We start from the raw sequence: 13,856 nt of genomic DNA, 5'->3' as shown, positions 1-13,856 counted from the left end.
CTCCTATCTAAACAAACTAATAATTTTACTAATAAAGTTATTAGATTCATTGAAGCCTTCATCTTCAATGTTTCCGTTTGATAATTTTAAAGCTATTACTTCTATGTTTTTACTGGCTGCTGTATTAGGAAATTGCAGAATAAATGGTTTTTGTAATTTAACTGCTTTTGTTACATTTGCATCTCTCGATAAAAATCCTAATTTTTCTATGTTTTTTCCTAAAAATTTTTCGCAAGCATTTTTTAGCTTCTCAAAAGTAGCCTTTCCTTCATTAATACTTTCAACTTGGTTGATAACAACCCTGATATTTTTATCTTTTTCCTGCATTCCTATGGCTTTAATCATGGCATAGGCATCTGTAAGTGATGTAGGCTCAGCAGTGGTAACAATAATAACTTCGTCTGCTGATAAAACGAATGATAACACTGATTTTGATAGCCCTGCTCCCGTATCTATTAGAATAATATCTGCATAATCATTTATTTTATTAAACTGACTAATTAATGTATCTAATTTCTCCTTTGATATATCTACTAAGTCTATGATACCTGAACCTCCAGATACAGTTTGAACACCGCTAGGTCCATTATTCATGATCTCAGTAATATTTTTACCCTTATTTAATACATCTAATAATGTGTATTTCGGAATTACCCCTAATACTACGTCCAAATTTGCTAATCCTAAGTCTGCATCAATAATAACTACTTTCTTATCTTTCTTTTGCAGAGCTATAGCTAAATTTGCTGTGAAATTTGTCTTGCCAACGCCACCCTTTCCACTGGTGACGCATATTACTCTTGCTTTTTTTTGAGGGATATTCTCATCTTTAAGTGTTTTTTTAGAAACTAGTTTTTTTTTGCTAATCAATTCTCTCAATTTTGTTGCCTGATCTGTCATTGTTTAGCCTCCTTCATTAAAAGGCTCACAATTTTATCAACATTGGTTTTTTCTATATCATCAGGCACACTTTGTCCTGTGGTTAAGTAACAGATTGGTTTTTTTGTTTCTTTAGCAATATTTATAATTGTACCAAATGTCGTTGCTTCATCAATCTTAGTCAAAATAATATTATAATTGTTAATAAAGCTATAAGTGCTAATTATTTCTTTAATATCGTTACTTTTACAGGTGCAACTTATCACTAGATATGTTTCCTTTTCATCTATTTCATTTAACAATTTTTTTAATTCTAGTATTTGACTTTCGTTTTTATGACTTCTACCTGCAGTATCTACCATAATAATATCTCTATCATTTAATTGATTAACTGCATAATGAATCTCCGATGGATTATATATTACCTCTAAGGGTATATTTAAGATATCGCTATAAGTCTTTAATTGTTCAACCGCAGCAATCCTATAGGTATCTGCACTAATTAATCCCACTGTTTTCCCTTCGTTTAGTGCATAATGGGCTGCTAATTTAGCTATAGTTGTAGTTTTTCCTACTCCTGTAGGGCCCATAAAAACCATTATTTTTGAATTAGCATTTCTCTTGTATGCAATTATATATTTGTTAATAATTTTAGTGATTTCTCTTTTTATTAATTCATTTTGATGCTCTTCCTCCGCATTGTTCTTTTGAATGGAAATACACTTTTGTAATATTTCCTCTATTAATATTTCATCTACCTCTTGCTCCTTTAGTACATGAAACAATTTCGATATTTCTTGATTTTCAATAGTCTTAATTAAGTCAGGTAATTCCTGTTTATTTATTTTTGAAATAACGGTAGTTAACATGCCTTTTATTTCATCAACTTCTTTATCAATAGTGGTCTTTTCAACTTTATCATTTTTCATATTATCAACTGTCATTTTAAAAATTTTTTCAACACTCTCATTTTCGTTGTTTGCCATTAATGGTCTTATAGGTTTTTCATCTTCCTTAGCTGCTACCACTTCAATCATTGGTTTTTTAAGAAAACCCAATAACCCTTTAGGTTTTATTTTTCTTTGATGTATGATGATGGCATCTGGACCTAATTCATTTCTCACCTTCATCATTACTTCTTGATTGTTACTAGCAGAAAATTTTTTAACTTTCATCTTATATATTCACCGCCCCTATTGATTGTATTTCTATAGAAGGATCTACTTCATTATAAGACAATACAATTAAATCAGATGTTAGTTGCTCAGATAACCTTTTAAAATATAATCTTACGATGGGGGCAGTAATAACTATAGGCTGTTCACCCAAAGTAATCAGTTTTTGTAATTGCTGAGATAAGTTGTTGATTACAGTTTGTATGATTTCTGGGTCCATGGAAATATAGGTGCCACTTTCTGTTTGCTGTATAGAATCCATTATTCTTTGCTCAAGCTCTTTTGCAATAGTGATGACTTTAGCTGGTTGTGTAGCAATAAACTGCTTTGTTATTGCTCTGCCTAAAGCTTGTCTAACATATTCCGTTAACATATCTGTATCCCTGGTTATGTTTGCATAGTCCGCTAGTGTTTCTAGTATCGTTACCATATTTCTAATGGAAACACCTTCTCTTAATAAATTACCTAACACTTTTTGAACTTCACCTAGGCCTAGTTGGTTGGGAATAAGTTCTTCAACTAATACTGGATGGCTCTCCTTAACGTTGTCTATCAGTTTTTTCACATCTTGTCTTCCTAATAACTCATAGGCATGACTTTTAATTATTTCCGTCAGATGCGTAGCTATAATGGATGGAGGGTCAACAACAGTGTATCCTAAAATTTCAGCCTTCTCACGTTCCTGTTCATTAATCCACTTTGCTGGCAGACCAAAAGCAGGCTCAGTAGTATCAATGCCTTCTACTTCTTCATCTACCATCCCTGGATTCATAGCCAAATAATGATCAAAAATGATTTCTCCTACCGCTATGTCTACTCCTTTTATTTTTATTATATATTGATTCGGCTCTAGTTGAATATTATCCCTTAACCTTATCATGGGAACGATAATTCCCAATTCTAAAGCACACTGTCTTCTAATCATTACTAATCTATCAAACAAGTCTCCCCCTTGACTGGCATCCGCTAAAGGGAGAATCCCATAGCCAAATTCCAGCTCTATGGGGTCTACATTTAATAAAGGCATTACATTTTCAGGCTTTTTCTTTTCATCAACTGCTTCTTGTATTTCATCTGGAATATCATCTAACGCAGAAGACAATAGTTCTTTTCTTAAAGATAACCCAAGCAACAGGAATGCTATAGATAGAAAAAGAAATGGTAAAAGTGGTAGAGGTGTGAGACCCAAAAACAGCAATACACCTGAAATAATAAACATTATTTTAGGTTGATTAAAAAGCTGCTTAATTAAATCACTACCCAAATTGCCTTCAGACGCCGCTCTTGTAACCACAATGCCTGTAGCAGTTGAGATTAATAGAGCAGGAATCTGGCTAGCCAAACCATCTCCAACAGTTAGCATTGTATACTTTTGTATAGAGGCGCTAAAATCTAATCCCTGTATCGAAACTCCAATGATAAACCCTGCTATAATGTTAATAACAGTAATTATAATTCCAGCTATGGCGTCGCCCTTGACAAATTTACTGGCTCCATCCATAGCTCCATAAAAATCTGCTTCTCTTTGGATTTTTTGCCTTCTTTCTCTTGCATCATTATCATCAATCAATCCTGCATTTAAATCAGCATCGATTGCCATCTGCTTACCAGGCATTGCATCCAAAGTAAACCTAGCAGCTACTTCAGCAACCCTCTCAGAGCCTTTGGTGATAACAAGAAACTGAATAATAATGATGATTAAAAATACAATAAATCCTACAATGGCATTTCCTTGCATAACAAAGTCACCAAAGGTGTTGATTACATTTCCAGCTGTACCCTGGGATAATATATACCTAGTAGTGGTGATATTTAATGCTAATCGCAGCAATGTCGTAAGTAGTAATATAGAAGGAAAAATAGAAAAATCCAATGCTTCTTGTGTATATGTAGCTATAATCAGTATTAATAATGCTAATGATATGTTAAAGCTTAATAGTACATCAAGGGCACCTAGAGGGATAGGGATAATAATAATAATAACAATGGCAATAATAGCAAGTACAACAATAATATCTCCATGCTTCATTCAAGTTCCCCCTTTACGTCCTATTGTTAATTTGATAAACATAAGCCAGTATTTCTGCTACTGCTTGATATAATTCCGGTGGAATAAACTCACCAATCTCTACTCTATCATATAATGTCCTTGCCAGTTGTTTGTTTTCTACGACAGGCAGATCATTATCTGCGGCTATCTTTTTAATGTTTTGTGCAATTAAATCTTGTCCTTTGGCTAAAACCTTTGGGGCGTTAAACTCTTTTGGATTGTATTGTATAGCAACTGCATAATGCGTTGGGTTTGTAATGATAACATCTGCCTTTGGAACTTCTTGCATCATACGTCGCATTGATATTTGTCTTTGTTTTTCTCTAATTTTTGATTTTATTTGTGGATTACCCTCAGTTTGTTTAAATTCTTCTTTTATTTCTTGTTTAGACATCTTGAGGTTTTTTTCATAATCATATCTTTGATAATAATAATCTAATATTGCAATTACCAGCAAAACAACTCCTGCTCTAAATCCTATATTCATAGCTATAGTTACCATTAATTGAATAATTACATCTATTTCCAGCATTATGGTGCTGAAAATAGTATTTATTTGACTTATAGCATACCGGTAAATAATATAGCCAACAAATATTATTTTGACAAAGGATTTGACTAATTCTACCAAAGACTTTAAAGAAAACATTCTTTTAAATCCTGCTATGGGATTTATTTTGCTAAACTTTACTGCTAAGGTTTTTGTAGTAAACAGATAACCTACTTGTAGATAACTGCATAACACACCAATAACTAAACAAGTTATTCCAATAGGTATCGTTATTTTAAAAAGATTATACAATACTATCAGGGTTAATCTATTTATGTTTTTATCCGAAAATAGATAATTTAAGTTTAAGTATTCATCATAAATGTGTATAGTAAAGCTTTGGACTGATGTGCCTATATAACCTGCCAATAGGCTTAGCATTGCAAATGCTCCTAGCAAAACAAAGGCTGAGTTTATTTCCTTACTTTGTAATACTTGTCCTTTTTCCCTTGACTCTCTTACCTTTTTTGGTGTAGCTTTTTCTGTCTTTTCCTCTGTAAATAACTGTAGATTTATTTTAAACTCCATATGATCATCCTCTGGATAGGATATACATGATATCTTGTAAAGCTCCAAACATCCTATCAAATAATCTTTCTGAAAAAGGCACTAGGAACTGCAAGGTAATAGTAGCTGTTAGCAAACCAATAATAATTTTAAATGGTAATCCAACAATAAAAACATTCATTTGTGGCATGGTTCTAGCTAATATCCCTAGCAATAGATTTGCTAGAAGGATCGTTACTAATATTGGCGCACTAAATTTAAAAGCCAGGATAAATACTTCCATCATAATAACTATTAACTTTGAAATAATATCTTCACTTATAATAAAAGTGAAGCCGATAGGTAACAATTCATAACTATAAACTAATCCTCTAATAATGAGATGATGTCCATCAAAAATCAAGAATAATAAAGTTACCATTAAATTATAAAAGTTACCCATGATAGGCATTTGTATGTTTAATTGAGGATCAAATACATTAACCATACCAAATCCCATTTGTGTATCAATAATCGTACCTGCTAAATATAGCGTACTAAAGTATAGAAAACAAATGTAGCCTATAATTATTCCTAATAATAATTCTTTTGCTGCATTTATGCCCAGAGCCATAAAGCTGTATTGCTGCAACGTAAAATTTGTAGAAATCGTTGGTAACAAAATAAATGCTACTAGTGCCGATAAACCGATTTTCATAATCATTGGAAGATTATTTCTGCCAAAAATAGGTGCTATTATAAATAAACCACTTACTCTAATTAGAATAAGAATAAATAAGTCAATATTTAAAGCAATCATGTCATATAAATTGTTCATAAATTTAACCACACTTTACTGAATAAAACTACTCATATTTGTATATAGTGTTGATGTAAAATTAATAATAACAGATAATAACCATGGACCAAATATGACAACAGATCCTAAAACTACAATGATTTTAGGAATAAACGCTAGTGTTGCTTCTTGAATTTGTGTAGTTGCTTGAAAAATACTAACTGATAAACCTACTAAAAGACCTAGCCCTAACATCGGCGCTGCCATTAGTAAGATAGTAAACATTGTTTGTTGACCTAGTTCAATAACCATAGCTTCATTCAAAATATCACCTCTAACGGAAGCTTGTAATAAGAGATCGAATTAAAACATTCCATCCATCAACCATAACAAATAACAACAGCTTAAAAGGTAAAGAAATCATTGCGGGAGGTAACATCATCATTCCCATAGACATCAAAGTACTTGCTACCACCATATCAATTACAATAAAAGGTATAAACAGCACAAACCCTAACTGAAAAGCAGTTTTCAGTTCACTTATGATAAAAGCAGGAATTAACACTATATTTGATACATCACTAACCTCAACTGGTCCTTCTACATTAGACATTTCAATAAATAGAGCTAAATCTTTTTCTCTTGTTTGTCTCATCATAAATTCTCTAATAGGCTCCATAGCTAGGCTTATCGCCTCTGGTTGACTTATTTCTTCCTGCATATACGGCTGAATTGCATTTTCATTGATATTTGCAGCAATAGGTGCCATAGTAAAGAAGGTAAGAAAAAGCGCTAAACCAATCAACACTTGTGTTGGCGGCGTTTGTTGTGTGGCTATTGCATTTCTTAAAAAGGATAAAACAATAATGATTCTAGTAAAACTTGTCATCATGATTAAGATGGCAGGTGCTAACGATAAAATAGTTAATAAAAACAATATTTGTATCGATGTTGCCATCTCTTGAGGATTTTCTGCCTCCTCTATGTTTAATCCAATCCTTGGAATAGGTAATGTAGGTTGAGCATAAACGCTAACAGTAGTGGCTAGGATTACAAATAAAATAGTCAAAACCAAAAATACTGTTTTCTTTCTATGTCTTTTATGTTTATAATGCCTATTTTCTTTCATGGTTTCTATTTTTATCACCCTTTTTGCAGCTGTCTTTTGCATTTTTTTTGGTTAATGGTTTTTTTATTATATCCAGCGACCTTTTTATAAAGGGAGCTAATTCTTCCCCTTCACACACCTCATGATTCTTTTTATACTCAATCCATTCAATATAATCCAATGTATCTATTACTTCAATGTTTTTACTTTGGACAGCTAAGATATATACTTTATCTAAAACCTGTATTGCCATAATTGTTAGTTGTGCCGTTAAAGCTGTTCGTTCTAAAACCTTTACACTTCGTCCTTGAAAGTAAAAGTTTGTTTTTTTTCCTATAATACTTGTTACAAAGTACGCCATGAAAATTACTATGATAATCATTGAAACAACAGTAAAAACAGTATATATATTTTGTAACATCATCCTATACTAGCTTGATTAGCCTATTACTTTTTTCACAGCTTCAATCACACGATCTGCTTGAAAAGGTTTTACAATAAAATCTTTTGCTCCTGCTTGAATAGCTTCAATAACCATCGCTTGTTGTCCCATGGCAGAACACATAATAACCTTAGCGTCAGCATTATTCTTTTTAATCTCTTTCACCGCCTGAATACCATCCATTTCAGGCATAGTTATATCCATGATTGTTAATAAAGGATTTAATTCCTTGTATTTTTCAACTGCTTTAAGACCATTTTCAGCTTCTCCTATAACCTCAAACCCATTTTTTGTTAAAACATCTTTAATCATCATTCTCATAAATGCAGCATCATCAACAATTAAAATTCCTTTGGACATGATTTATTCCTCCTTAAAAATTTCTAATAATAAAAGTATTTTTGAAAGCTAACTATTGTATTAGATTTTACTAATTCTTTTGTTGGGATTTACAATGTCTGTTATTCTCATACCATAGTTCTCATCAATAACAACAACCTCTCCCTTAGCCACATATTGTCCATTAACAAGTATATCTAATGGCTCACCAACTAATTTATCAAGCTCAATAATAGTGCCAGGACCAAATTCTAATACCTCGTTAATTCTCTTAACAGTTCTTCCAAGCTCTACAGTTACTTTTAAAGGTACATCTTGTATCAATGCAATATTCTCTGGTACACCTCTATAAGTATCTTGATCAAAGGATTGAAATTCTACGGGCTGAACATTCACTTTTGGATTTTGACGAACTTGTTGATTGGCAGTTGTTTTCTCTTCCTGTACTTCGTGAGCAAAGGAGGTATTCATCATTACGCTATCCATTTGCTGATGGTTTTCATCTATACTACTATTTACCGTTTCATCAAATACAGAAGAAGATTGTGGTTCACTGGTATTAGTAGGCATTAATAGTTCTACCATTTCTTTTGCAAAATCTATTGGGATTAATTGCATAATTTGACTTTCTATTAACCCTTCAATTTCCATTTTAAATGCTATTCTCACTATTTTTTCTTGCTCATTGGTGAAAACATCATCAAGTTCATTTGGATTCATCTGTATTTCAAAAGATCTAGGAGGATGTATATCTATTTTTTTAGAAAACATTTCTGATAATGATGTAGAAGATGATCCTACCATTTGGTTCATAGCTTCACTAATAGCACTCAAATGCAATTCCGTTAAAGGTTCTTCAGAAATTGTCCCATTTCCTCCCATCATTAAATCAGTAATTATTTTGACATCATCCACCTTAATAATGAGTAAGTTGATTCCCTGAATTCCTTCTTTATATCTCACGTCTACTGCTACAAAAGGAATAGGATATTGCTCAGAAAGTTCCTGCATTGTCATAACTGAAACCTTGGGTGTAGTAATCTTTACTCTGTGACCCAATAGTGTAGATAATGTTGTTGCAGCGGTACCCATGCTGATATTGCCTATCTCGCCTATGGCATCCTTTTCAATGGTTGTAAAGTCAAGAGTTTCTTCATCTTCACTACCTGTACTGGTACTACTTCCACTAAGGAGAGCATCTATTTCTTCTTGGGATAGCATATCACTCATCTAGTTCATCTCCTTCCTTGTCAATTCTTGTTACTTTTACTGCTAATTTATTGTTTATCGTCCCTGGAACACCATAATGCTTTCTTTTTTCTCCCACCATAATTTCAATTTCATCCTTTGCAAGCTTGTCTAATAAAATCACATCTCCAGTTTGCAATTCAAGAAAATCCTTTACAGTAATATAAGTAGACCCTAGTTGCGCACCAATTTTTACCTTGCTTTTTTCCACGCGGTTTTTTAATGTTTCTTTATCTTCTTCAGTGATTGTTTTACTGATACTTGAAAACCAAAACTTTGTGCTTAACTTTGGTAAAATAGGCTCAATCACGATATGGGGTATACAAAGATTGAGCATACCTTCCACATCCCCTATTCTTAGATTCAGTGTTACCAAGGCAACAGTCTCATTGGGCGAAACAATCTGAGCAAATTGAGAATTTGTTTCAATTTTCTCTAGTGTAGGTTGAAGTTCAATAACATTTTCCCATGGATCAATCATTAAGTCAATTATTTGTCTCATTAGCTTCTTAATTAGAGTTGTTTCTATTTCTGTGAAGGTTCTAATATCTTCATAACTCTTACCACTTCCACCTAATATCCTATCTATTAATGTGTAGGCTATTGAAGGTGATAAGTCGGCAATAATTTGTCCTGTAAGAGGTTGAAAATTAATGATAGAAATAACAGCAGGGTTAACAATTGAGTTGTTAAATTCATAGTAAGACAATTCTTCTACAGAAGAAACCTCTGCTTGAACATAACTTCTCAGATACCCCGACAAGAAGGTATTTAACATCCTTGAGAAATTTTCATGTATAATCTGTATTGTTCTCAGCTGGTCCTTTGCAAGCTTCTTAGGGCTTTTAAAGTCATACGGTCTTATTTTTTTATCTTGTTTATCTTCTTTAATTTCTTCAACATCTAGTTCTCCAGTACTTAGGGCATTTAGTAGAGCATCTATTTCATTTTGCGATAAAACATCAGACAATTATATCACCTCCTATTGAACAATATAGTCAGTAAAATATACATTGGTGATCCTATCTGACGCCATTACCTGAGAAATCGTTTGTAATATTTCCTGCCTCAATTGTTGTTGCCCTTCAGGGCTTAATATATCTTCTGGCTCTTTACTAAGTATAGTTTTAATTATTTGATCTCTCAATTCTGCATTTTTTTCTTCAAACTTCTTTATCAATCTTCTATCATTTGTTTCTGCAACAATTTCTCCTTAGAAAAAGTTTCTAGGATGACTTAAATTAGTAGAAAAACTGCCGATATAAAATTCATAAAGCTCTATGTTTTCAACAGCATCCTTTGGCGTTCTAAAAACTGTGAAGTATAATATTGTTCCAAAAAATACCCCTGATAAAATAAAACCTATCAATGAATATAAAAGTATTTTTTTTAAATTCATATTGTTTTACCCCCAATTCCCTCAATTACTAGGGTGTAGAAATAGTTAATTCAGATTTTAAAATCACAATATCCACCCGTCTATTTTTCGCTTTGTTTTCTGCCGAATCATTTTCAGCTACTGGGTGATACTCTCCATACCCCGCTGCAGAAAATTTATCTGGCTCAAGTCCAAGTTCCTCAATAAAATGCCTTACGACATTCGTAGCTCTTGATACAGACAATTCCCAGTTGGAAGGATACCTATATGAGCTCATAGGAACATTATCAGTGTGTCCTTCTACCCTTACAAATTTTTTTTCAAACTCGGGTTCATACAATACTTCCGCTATAAATGAAAGAATTTCTTTTGATCTTTCTTTTAGTTCAGCCAGCCCAGGATCAAATAGCACATTATCCTGAAATCGCAGAACTAACCCCCTAGTTTCTAAGGTAATTAATACATCTGCATCAAGTTCATTGGCCTCTAAAAACTGTCGTAACCGTTCCTCTAATTTCCTGAAATCCTCAAGCTCTTCTAACTGGTTTGTAGTTAATTCATCTTGCATAGCACTGGTAATATACTCACTTTGCTCAATTGTTTTTCCAGAGTCCAAAATACCTAGGGAGCCCTGAAATGATCGAATTACTGCTTCAAATTTTTTTGCATCAATCTCCGAAAAGGCAAAGAGTAGTATGAAAAAACATAATAGTAAAGTCACCATATCTCCATAAGTAGTCATCCACTCAGGAGAACCTTTTTTTGTTTCTTCTTGTCTCCCCCTCTTTCTGGCCATTAAGCTTCAACACCTTCCTGTTTTTGCTGCAATTGCACTCTTACTTTAGGTGGTAAAAAGGCCTTTAGCTTTTCTTCAATGATTCTTGGGTTTTCTCCCGCTTGGATTGATAATAATCCTTCCACCATAATCTCTTTTCTTAATATTTCTTCCCTACTCTTAAGCTTTAGCTTGTTGGCCATAGGAAGAAATATGAGGTTCGCCAGCAAGGAACCATAAAAAGTTGTTATTAGTGCTACTGCCATACTTGGGCCTATGGTTGAAGGATCATCTAATGTTCTTAACATATTTATTAGTCCAATCAATGTTCCTATCATACCGAAGGCAGGTGAGAAAGTACCCATTGCTTCAAATATACCTTGTCCATCTTTATGTCTTTCCTCAATAAAAGCCAGCTCAGTTTCTAATAAATTTCTTACTAACTCTGGGTCAGTGCCATCCACGATTAGCATGACACCTTTTTGTAGAAAGGTATCCTCTATTTCTTCAGCCGCTTCCTCCAGCGCCAATAAGCCTTCCTTTCTGGCAGTGTTAGCTAATCCAATGACCCTAGAAATTATGATTCCAGGCTCTGTCTCCTTGTTAGAAAATGCTTTTGAGGCTATTTTCATGGCCTCTAAAACCTTGGGTAATGGGTATGCAACAAAGGTTGCTGATATGGTCCCCCCTACCACAATCAGGATAGATGCCACACTAAAATAGATAGTTAATTCACCATTCACTAAAATACCTGAAATAACAAATATCAAACCTACTACTATCCCTATAATTGTTGCTATGTCCAAATCTACACCTCTTTTCCTTAAACCAGTCTTTCGTTTTGAGGATGAAAGCCATATATTTTCTTTTTATATTCTATAACTTTTTCAGTGATTTCTTCTGCACTTTCTAATACAACAATCTTATGTCCATTAGCTAGGGTTATAACTGTATCGGGAGTTTCTTCCACAAGCTCTATCATATCACAATTTAACAGAACTTCACTTTTATTTAATCTTTTTAATTTTATCATCATCATCTTTTCCTTTATTCAAATATTACAAACTGCAGATAGAATCCTTTTATTTACTCAGTAGCAGCGCAGTAGAACACGCTGCTACTGGATAAAATTACCGCTTCATATTCACTACTTCTTGAAGCATTTCATCACTGGTTGTTATGATTCTGGAATTAGCTTGGAAGCCCCTCTGGGTAGTAATCATGTCAGTGAACTCTCTGGATAAATCAACATTAGACATCTCCAAGGCTCCTGGGTTTAAAGCACCCCTTCCACCAGTTCCAGGGTTTCCTACCAAGGGTTCACCTGAGTTTGGTGTCACTCTATAAAGGTTATTGCCAGCCTTTTCTAGTCCAGCAGGGTTTCTAAAGTTGGCTAGTGCCACTTGTCCAACAGGACGCATCTGTCCATTGGTGAAATAGCCTGTGATGACGCCATTACTATCAATGGCGAAGGTGTCTAGGCTTCCTTGTTTGAAGCCCCTAATATCTGAGGCAGAAGCATCGGATTCGTTAGAAAACTGTGTGAGTTGCCCCAAATTAATATTGAAAGTAAATGGTCTAGCACCATTATCTAATAATGGAGGGTCACCCTCTCCTCTTCTTACTAATGTCATTACTATCCCATCGTTACCATTAGCATCGTCATCAATAATTTTTCCATTACTATCAAAAAGAATTGTATGAGGTGGTACTTCGCTAGACAGTACGCCTTCTTTATTAACCACACACACTTCATATCTATTTGGGGCTACTTTAACAAATGCTAACCTTACCTCATGGGTTCCTCCTAATTCATCATATACTGTAAAGGTAGTGTCCCTGGCAACAGCACTTTTATTATCATCATCTAGTAAGTCATCTATTCTTAATGGGTAACCATCTGCTCCTTCAGCTGGGATTGTAAACGTTGGTGGGGTACCTGCTGCTCCAGCATAAACTTTTGTATCTGCATTTAAATTCCCATCAAATGTAACTCCATTAGGTATTGTGGCTCCTGCCTCGATAAGTGTTCCATCATTGTTTGATGGCACTCCAGTCGACATGGCGGGATAACTCATTCCCCTAGATATTTGCAGCCCCTCCATTGCAGTACCCATTCTTCCTGTCTCTGCATCATACATATAACCCAATACCCGTAATCCCTCCGGTGTCACAAGATTTCCCGCTTCATCTAAAGCAAAGCTCCCTGCTCTTGTATAGCTTCTGTTTAAGAAGTTTGCATCATTTGATACAATAAAGAATCCTTCTCCATTAATCATCAGGTCTGTGTTGTAGTCGGTTCTTTCAACAGCCCCTCTGATATGGAAGGTATCCATTGAAGCTACATTGATCCCTAGACCTACCTGTTGAGGATTTGTTCCTCCTCTACCTGCCTGCGGTGCACCAGCGCCTCTAAGGGTTTGGCTAAAGACCTCTTGAAAGGTTACCCTGGAACCTTTATATCCCACTGTATTTACGTTGGCGATATTGTTTCCTATTACGTCCATTCTAAGTTGATGAGCCTTCAGCCCTGATACGGCTGAAAACATAGATCGCATCATAGTACATGACCTCCTATTAATATTTTTCCTTCACTTCCTCTGTCATTCAGAAGTGATAAGCCTCCA

The 13,856-nt window shown here is 34.1% G+C and carries 17 protein-coding genes; all 17 read right to left on the bottom strand.

Going from position 1 to position 13,856, the window contains the following annotated elements; genetic code table 11:
* Positions 1-3 precede the first annotated feature (3 nt).
* Positions 4-900, bottom strand: coding sequence for a MinD/ParA family protein (locus BMX10_RS01050; protein WP_090437984.1), 897 nt, complete (start codon positions 898-900; stop codon positions 4-6).
* Complete coding sequence (gene flhF / locus BMX10_RS01045; RefSeq protein WP_090437982.1) at positions 897-2,054, bottom strand: flagellar biosynthesis GTPase FlhF; 1,158 nt, start codon at positions 2,052-2,054, stop codon at positions 897-899. Before flhF ends, BMX10_RS01050 begins: the two co-directional genes overlap by 4 nt.
* Before the next feature lies 1 nt (position 2,055).
* Positions 2,056-4,083 (bottom strand): flagellar biosynthesis protein FlhA, encoded by a 2,028-nt coding sequence (flhA, locus tag BMX10_RS01040; RefSeq protein ID WP_090437980.1) that lies wholly within the window; start codon positions 4,081-4,083, stop codon positions 2,056-2,058.
* Between the two features lie 13 nt (positions 4,084-4,096).
* Positions 4,097-5,182, bottom strand: coding sequence for a flagellar biosynthesis protein FlhB (gene flhB / locus BMX10_RS01035; protein WP_090437978.1), 1,086 nt, complete (start codon positions 5,180-5,182; stop codon positions 4,097-4,099).
* Positions 5,183-5,186: 4 nt separating this feature from the next.
* Positions 5,187-5,978, bottom strand: a complete 792-nt coding sequence (gene fliR, locus BMX10_RS01030) for a flagellar biosynthetic protein FliR (protein ID WP_090437976.1) — start codon at positions 5,976-5,978, stop codon at positions 5,187-5,189.
* Between the two features lie 15 nt (positions 5,979-5,993).
* Positions 5,994-6,263, bottom strand: coding sequence for a flagellar biosynthesis protein FliQ (gene fliQ / locus BMX10_RS01025; RefSeq protein ID WP_170834626.1), 270 nt, complete (start codon positions 6,261-6,263; stop codon positions 5,994-5,996).
* A gap of 10 nt (positions 6,264-6,273) precedes the next feature.
* Positions 6,274-7,086 (bottom strand): flagellar type III secretion system pore protein FliP, encoded by an 813-nt coding sequence (gene fliP, locus BMX10_RS01020; protein WP_330387761.1) that lies wholly within the window; start codon positions 7,084-7,086, stop codon positions 6,274-6,276.
* Complete coding sequence (locus BMX10_RS01015) at positions 7,055-7,468, bottom strand: flagellar biosynthetic protein FliO (protein WP_170834625.1); 414 nt, start codon at positions 7,466-7,468, stop codon at positions 7,055-7,057. Before BMX10_RS01015 ends, fliP begins: the two co-directional genes overlap by 32 nt.
* A gap of 18 nt (positions 7,469-7,486) precedes the next feature.
* A complete protein-coding gene (locus tag BMX10_RS01010) occupies positions 7,487-7,849 on the bottom strand; it encodes a response regulator (RefSeq protein ID WP_090437971.1) in 363 nt (120 codons plus the stop codon).
* Between the two features lie 60 nt (positions 7,850-7,909).
* Positions 7,910-9,058, bottom strand: coding sequence for a flagellar motor switch phosphatase FliY (fliY, locus tag BMX10_RS01005; protein ID WP_090437969.1), 1,149 nt, complete (start codon positions 9,056-9,058; stop codon positions 7,910-7,912).
* Positions 9,051-10,046, bottom strand: a complete 996-nt coding sequence (gene fliM / locus BMX10_RS01000) for a flagellar motor switch protein FliM (protein WP_090437967.1) — start codon at positions 10,044-10,046, stop codon at positions 9,051-9,053. The genes fliY and fliM overlap by 8 nt, the downstream gene beginning before the upstream one ends.
* A gap of 12 nt (positions 10,047-10,058) precedes the next feature.
* On the bottom strand, positions 10,059-10,283 hold the full coding sequence (locus tag BMX10_RS18240) for a flagellar basal body-associated FliL family protein (protein ID WP_280140732.1): 225 nt from the start codon (positions 10,281-10,283) through the stop codon (positions 10,059-10,061).
* 6 nt (positions 10,284-10,289) lie between these two features.
* Positions 10,290-10,475 (bottom strand): hypothetical protein, encoded by a 186-nt coding sequence (locus BMX10_RS18235; protein WP_244272580.1) that lies wholly within the window; start codon positions 10,473-10,475, stop codon positions 10,290-10,292.
* A gap of 28 nt (positions 10,476-10,503) precedes the next feature.
* Positions 10,504-11,250 carry a flagellar motor protein MotB gene (locus BMX10_RS00990; RefSeq protein ID WP_090437965.1) on the bottom strand — a complete coding sequence of 249 codons (747 nt, stop codon included), beginning with the start codon at positions 11,248-11,250 and terminating at the stop codon, positions 10,504-10,506.
* A complete protein-coding gene (locus tag BMX10_RS00985) occupies positions 11,250-12,035 on the bottom strand; it encodes a flagellar motor protein (protein WP_090437963.1) in 786 nt (261 codons plus the stop codon). Before BMX10_RS00985 ends, BMX10_RS00990 begins: the two co-directional genes overlap by 1 nt.
* Before the next feature lie 17 nt (positions 12,036-12,052).
* A complete protein-coding gene (locus BMX10_RS00980) occupies positions 12,053-12,265 on the bottom strand; it encodes a flagellar FlbD family protein (protein WP_330387760.1) in 213 nt (70 codons plus the stop codon).
* A 94-nt stretch (positions 12,266-12,359) separates the two neighbouring features.
* Positions 12,360-13,790, bottom strand: coding sequence for a flagellar hook protein FlgE (locus BMX10_RS00975; RefSeq protein ID WP_090437958.1), 1,431 nt, complete (start codon positions 13,788-13,790; stop codon positions 12,360-12,362).
* Between the last annotated feature and the right edge of the window lie 66 nt (positions 13,791-13,856).

This window comes from Natronincola peptidivorans, from assembly GCF_900111615.1.
GTDB lineage: Bacteria > Bacillota > Clostridia > Peptostreptococcales > Natronincolaceae > Natronincola_A > Natronincola_A peptidivorans.
Note: the sequence above shows the minus strand (reverse complement) of the source record. Positions and strands in the feature narration are given on the sequence as shown.

Excerpts from the sequence above, each read along its gene's own strand:
- flhF (WP_090437982.1), bottom strand. The coding sequence starts at position 2,054 with ATGAAAGTTAAAAAATTTTCTGCTAGTAACAATCAAGAAGTAATGATG.
- BMX10_RS00975 (WP_090437958.1), bottom strand. The coding sequence starts at position 13,790 with ATGATGCGATCTATGTTTTCAGCCGTATCAGGGCTGAAGGCTCATCAA.
- BMX10_RS01010 (WP_090437971.1), bottom strand. The coding sequence starts at position 7,849 with ATGTCCAAAGGAATTTTAATTGTTGATGATGCTGCATTTATGAGAATG.
- fliY (WP_090437969.1), bottom strand. The coding sequence starts at position 9,058 with ATGAGTGATATGCTATCCCAAGAAGAAATAGATGCTCTCCTTAGTGGA.
- flhA (WP_090437980.1), bottom strand. The coding sequence starts at position 4,083 with ATGAAGCATGGAGATATTATTGTTGTACTTGCTATTATTGCCATTGTT.
- fliR (WP_090437976.1), bottom strand. The coding sequence starts at position 5,978 with ATGAACAATTTATATGACATGATTGCTTTAAATATTGACTTATTTATT.
- BMX10_RS18235 (WP_244272580.1), bottom strand. The coding sequence starts at position 10,475 with ATGAATTTAAAAAAAATACTTTTATATTCATTGATAGGTTTTATTTTA.
- BMX10_RS00980 (WP_330387760.1), bottom strand. The coding sequence starts at position 12,265 with ATGATGATAAAATTAAAAAGATTAAATAAAAGTGAAGTTCTGTTAAAT.
- BMX10_RS00990 (WP_090437965.1), bottom strand. The coding sequence starts at position 11,250 with ATGGCCAGAAAGAGGGGGAGACAAGAAGAAACAAAAAAAGGTTCTCCT.
- flhB (WP_090437978.1), bottom strand. The coding sequence starts at position 5,182 with ATGGAGTTTAAAATAAATCTACAGTTATTTACAGAGGAAAAGACAGAA.
- BMX10_RS01050 (WP_090437984.1), bottom strand. The coding sequence starts at position 900 with ATGACAGATCAGGCAACAAAATTGAGAGAATTGATTAGCAAAAAAAAA.
- BMX10_RS01015 (WP_170834625.1), bottom strand. The coding sequence starts at position 7,468 with ATGTTACAAAATATATATACTGTTTTTACTGTTGTTTCAATGATTATC.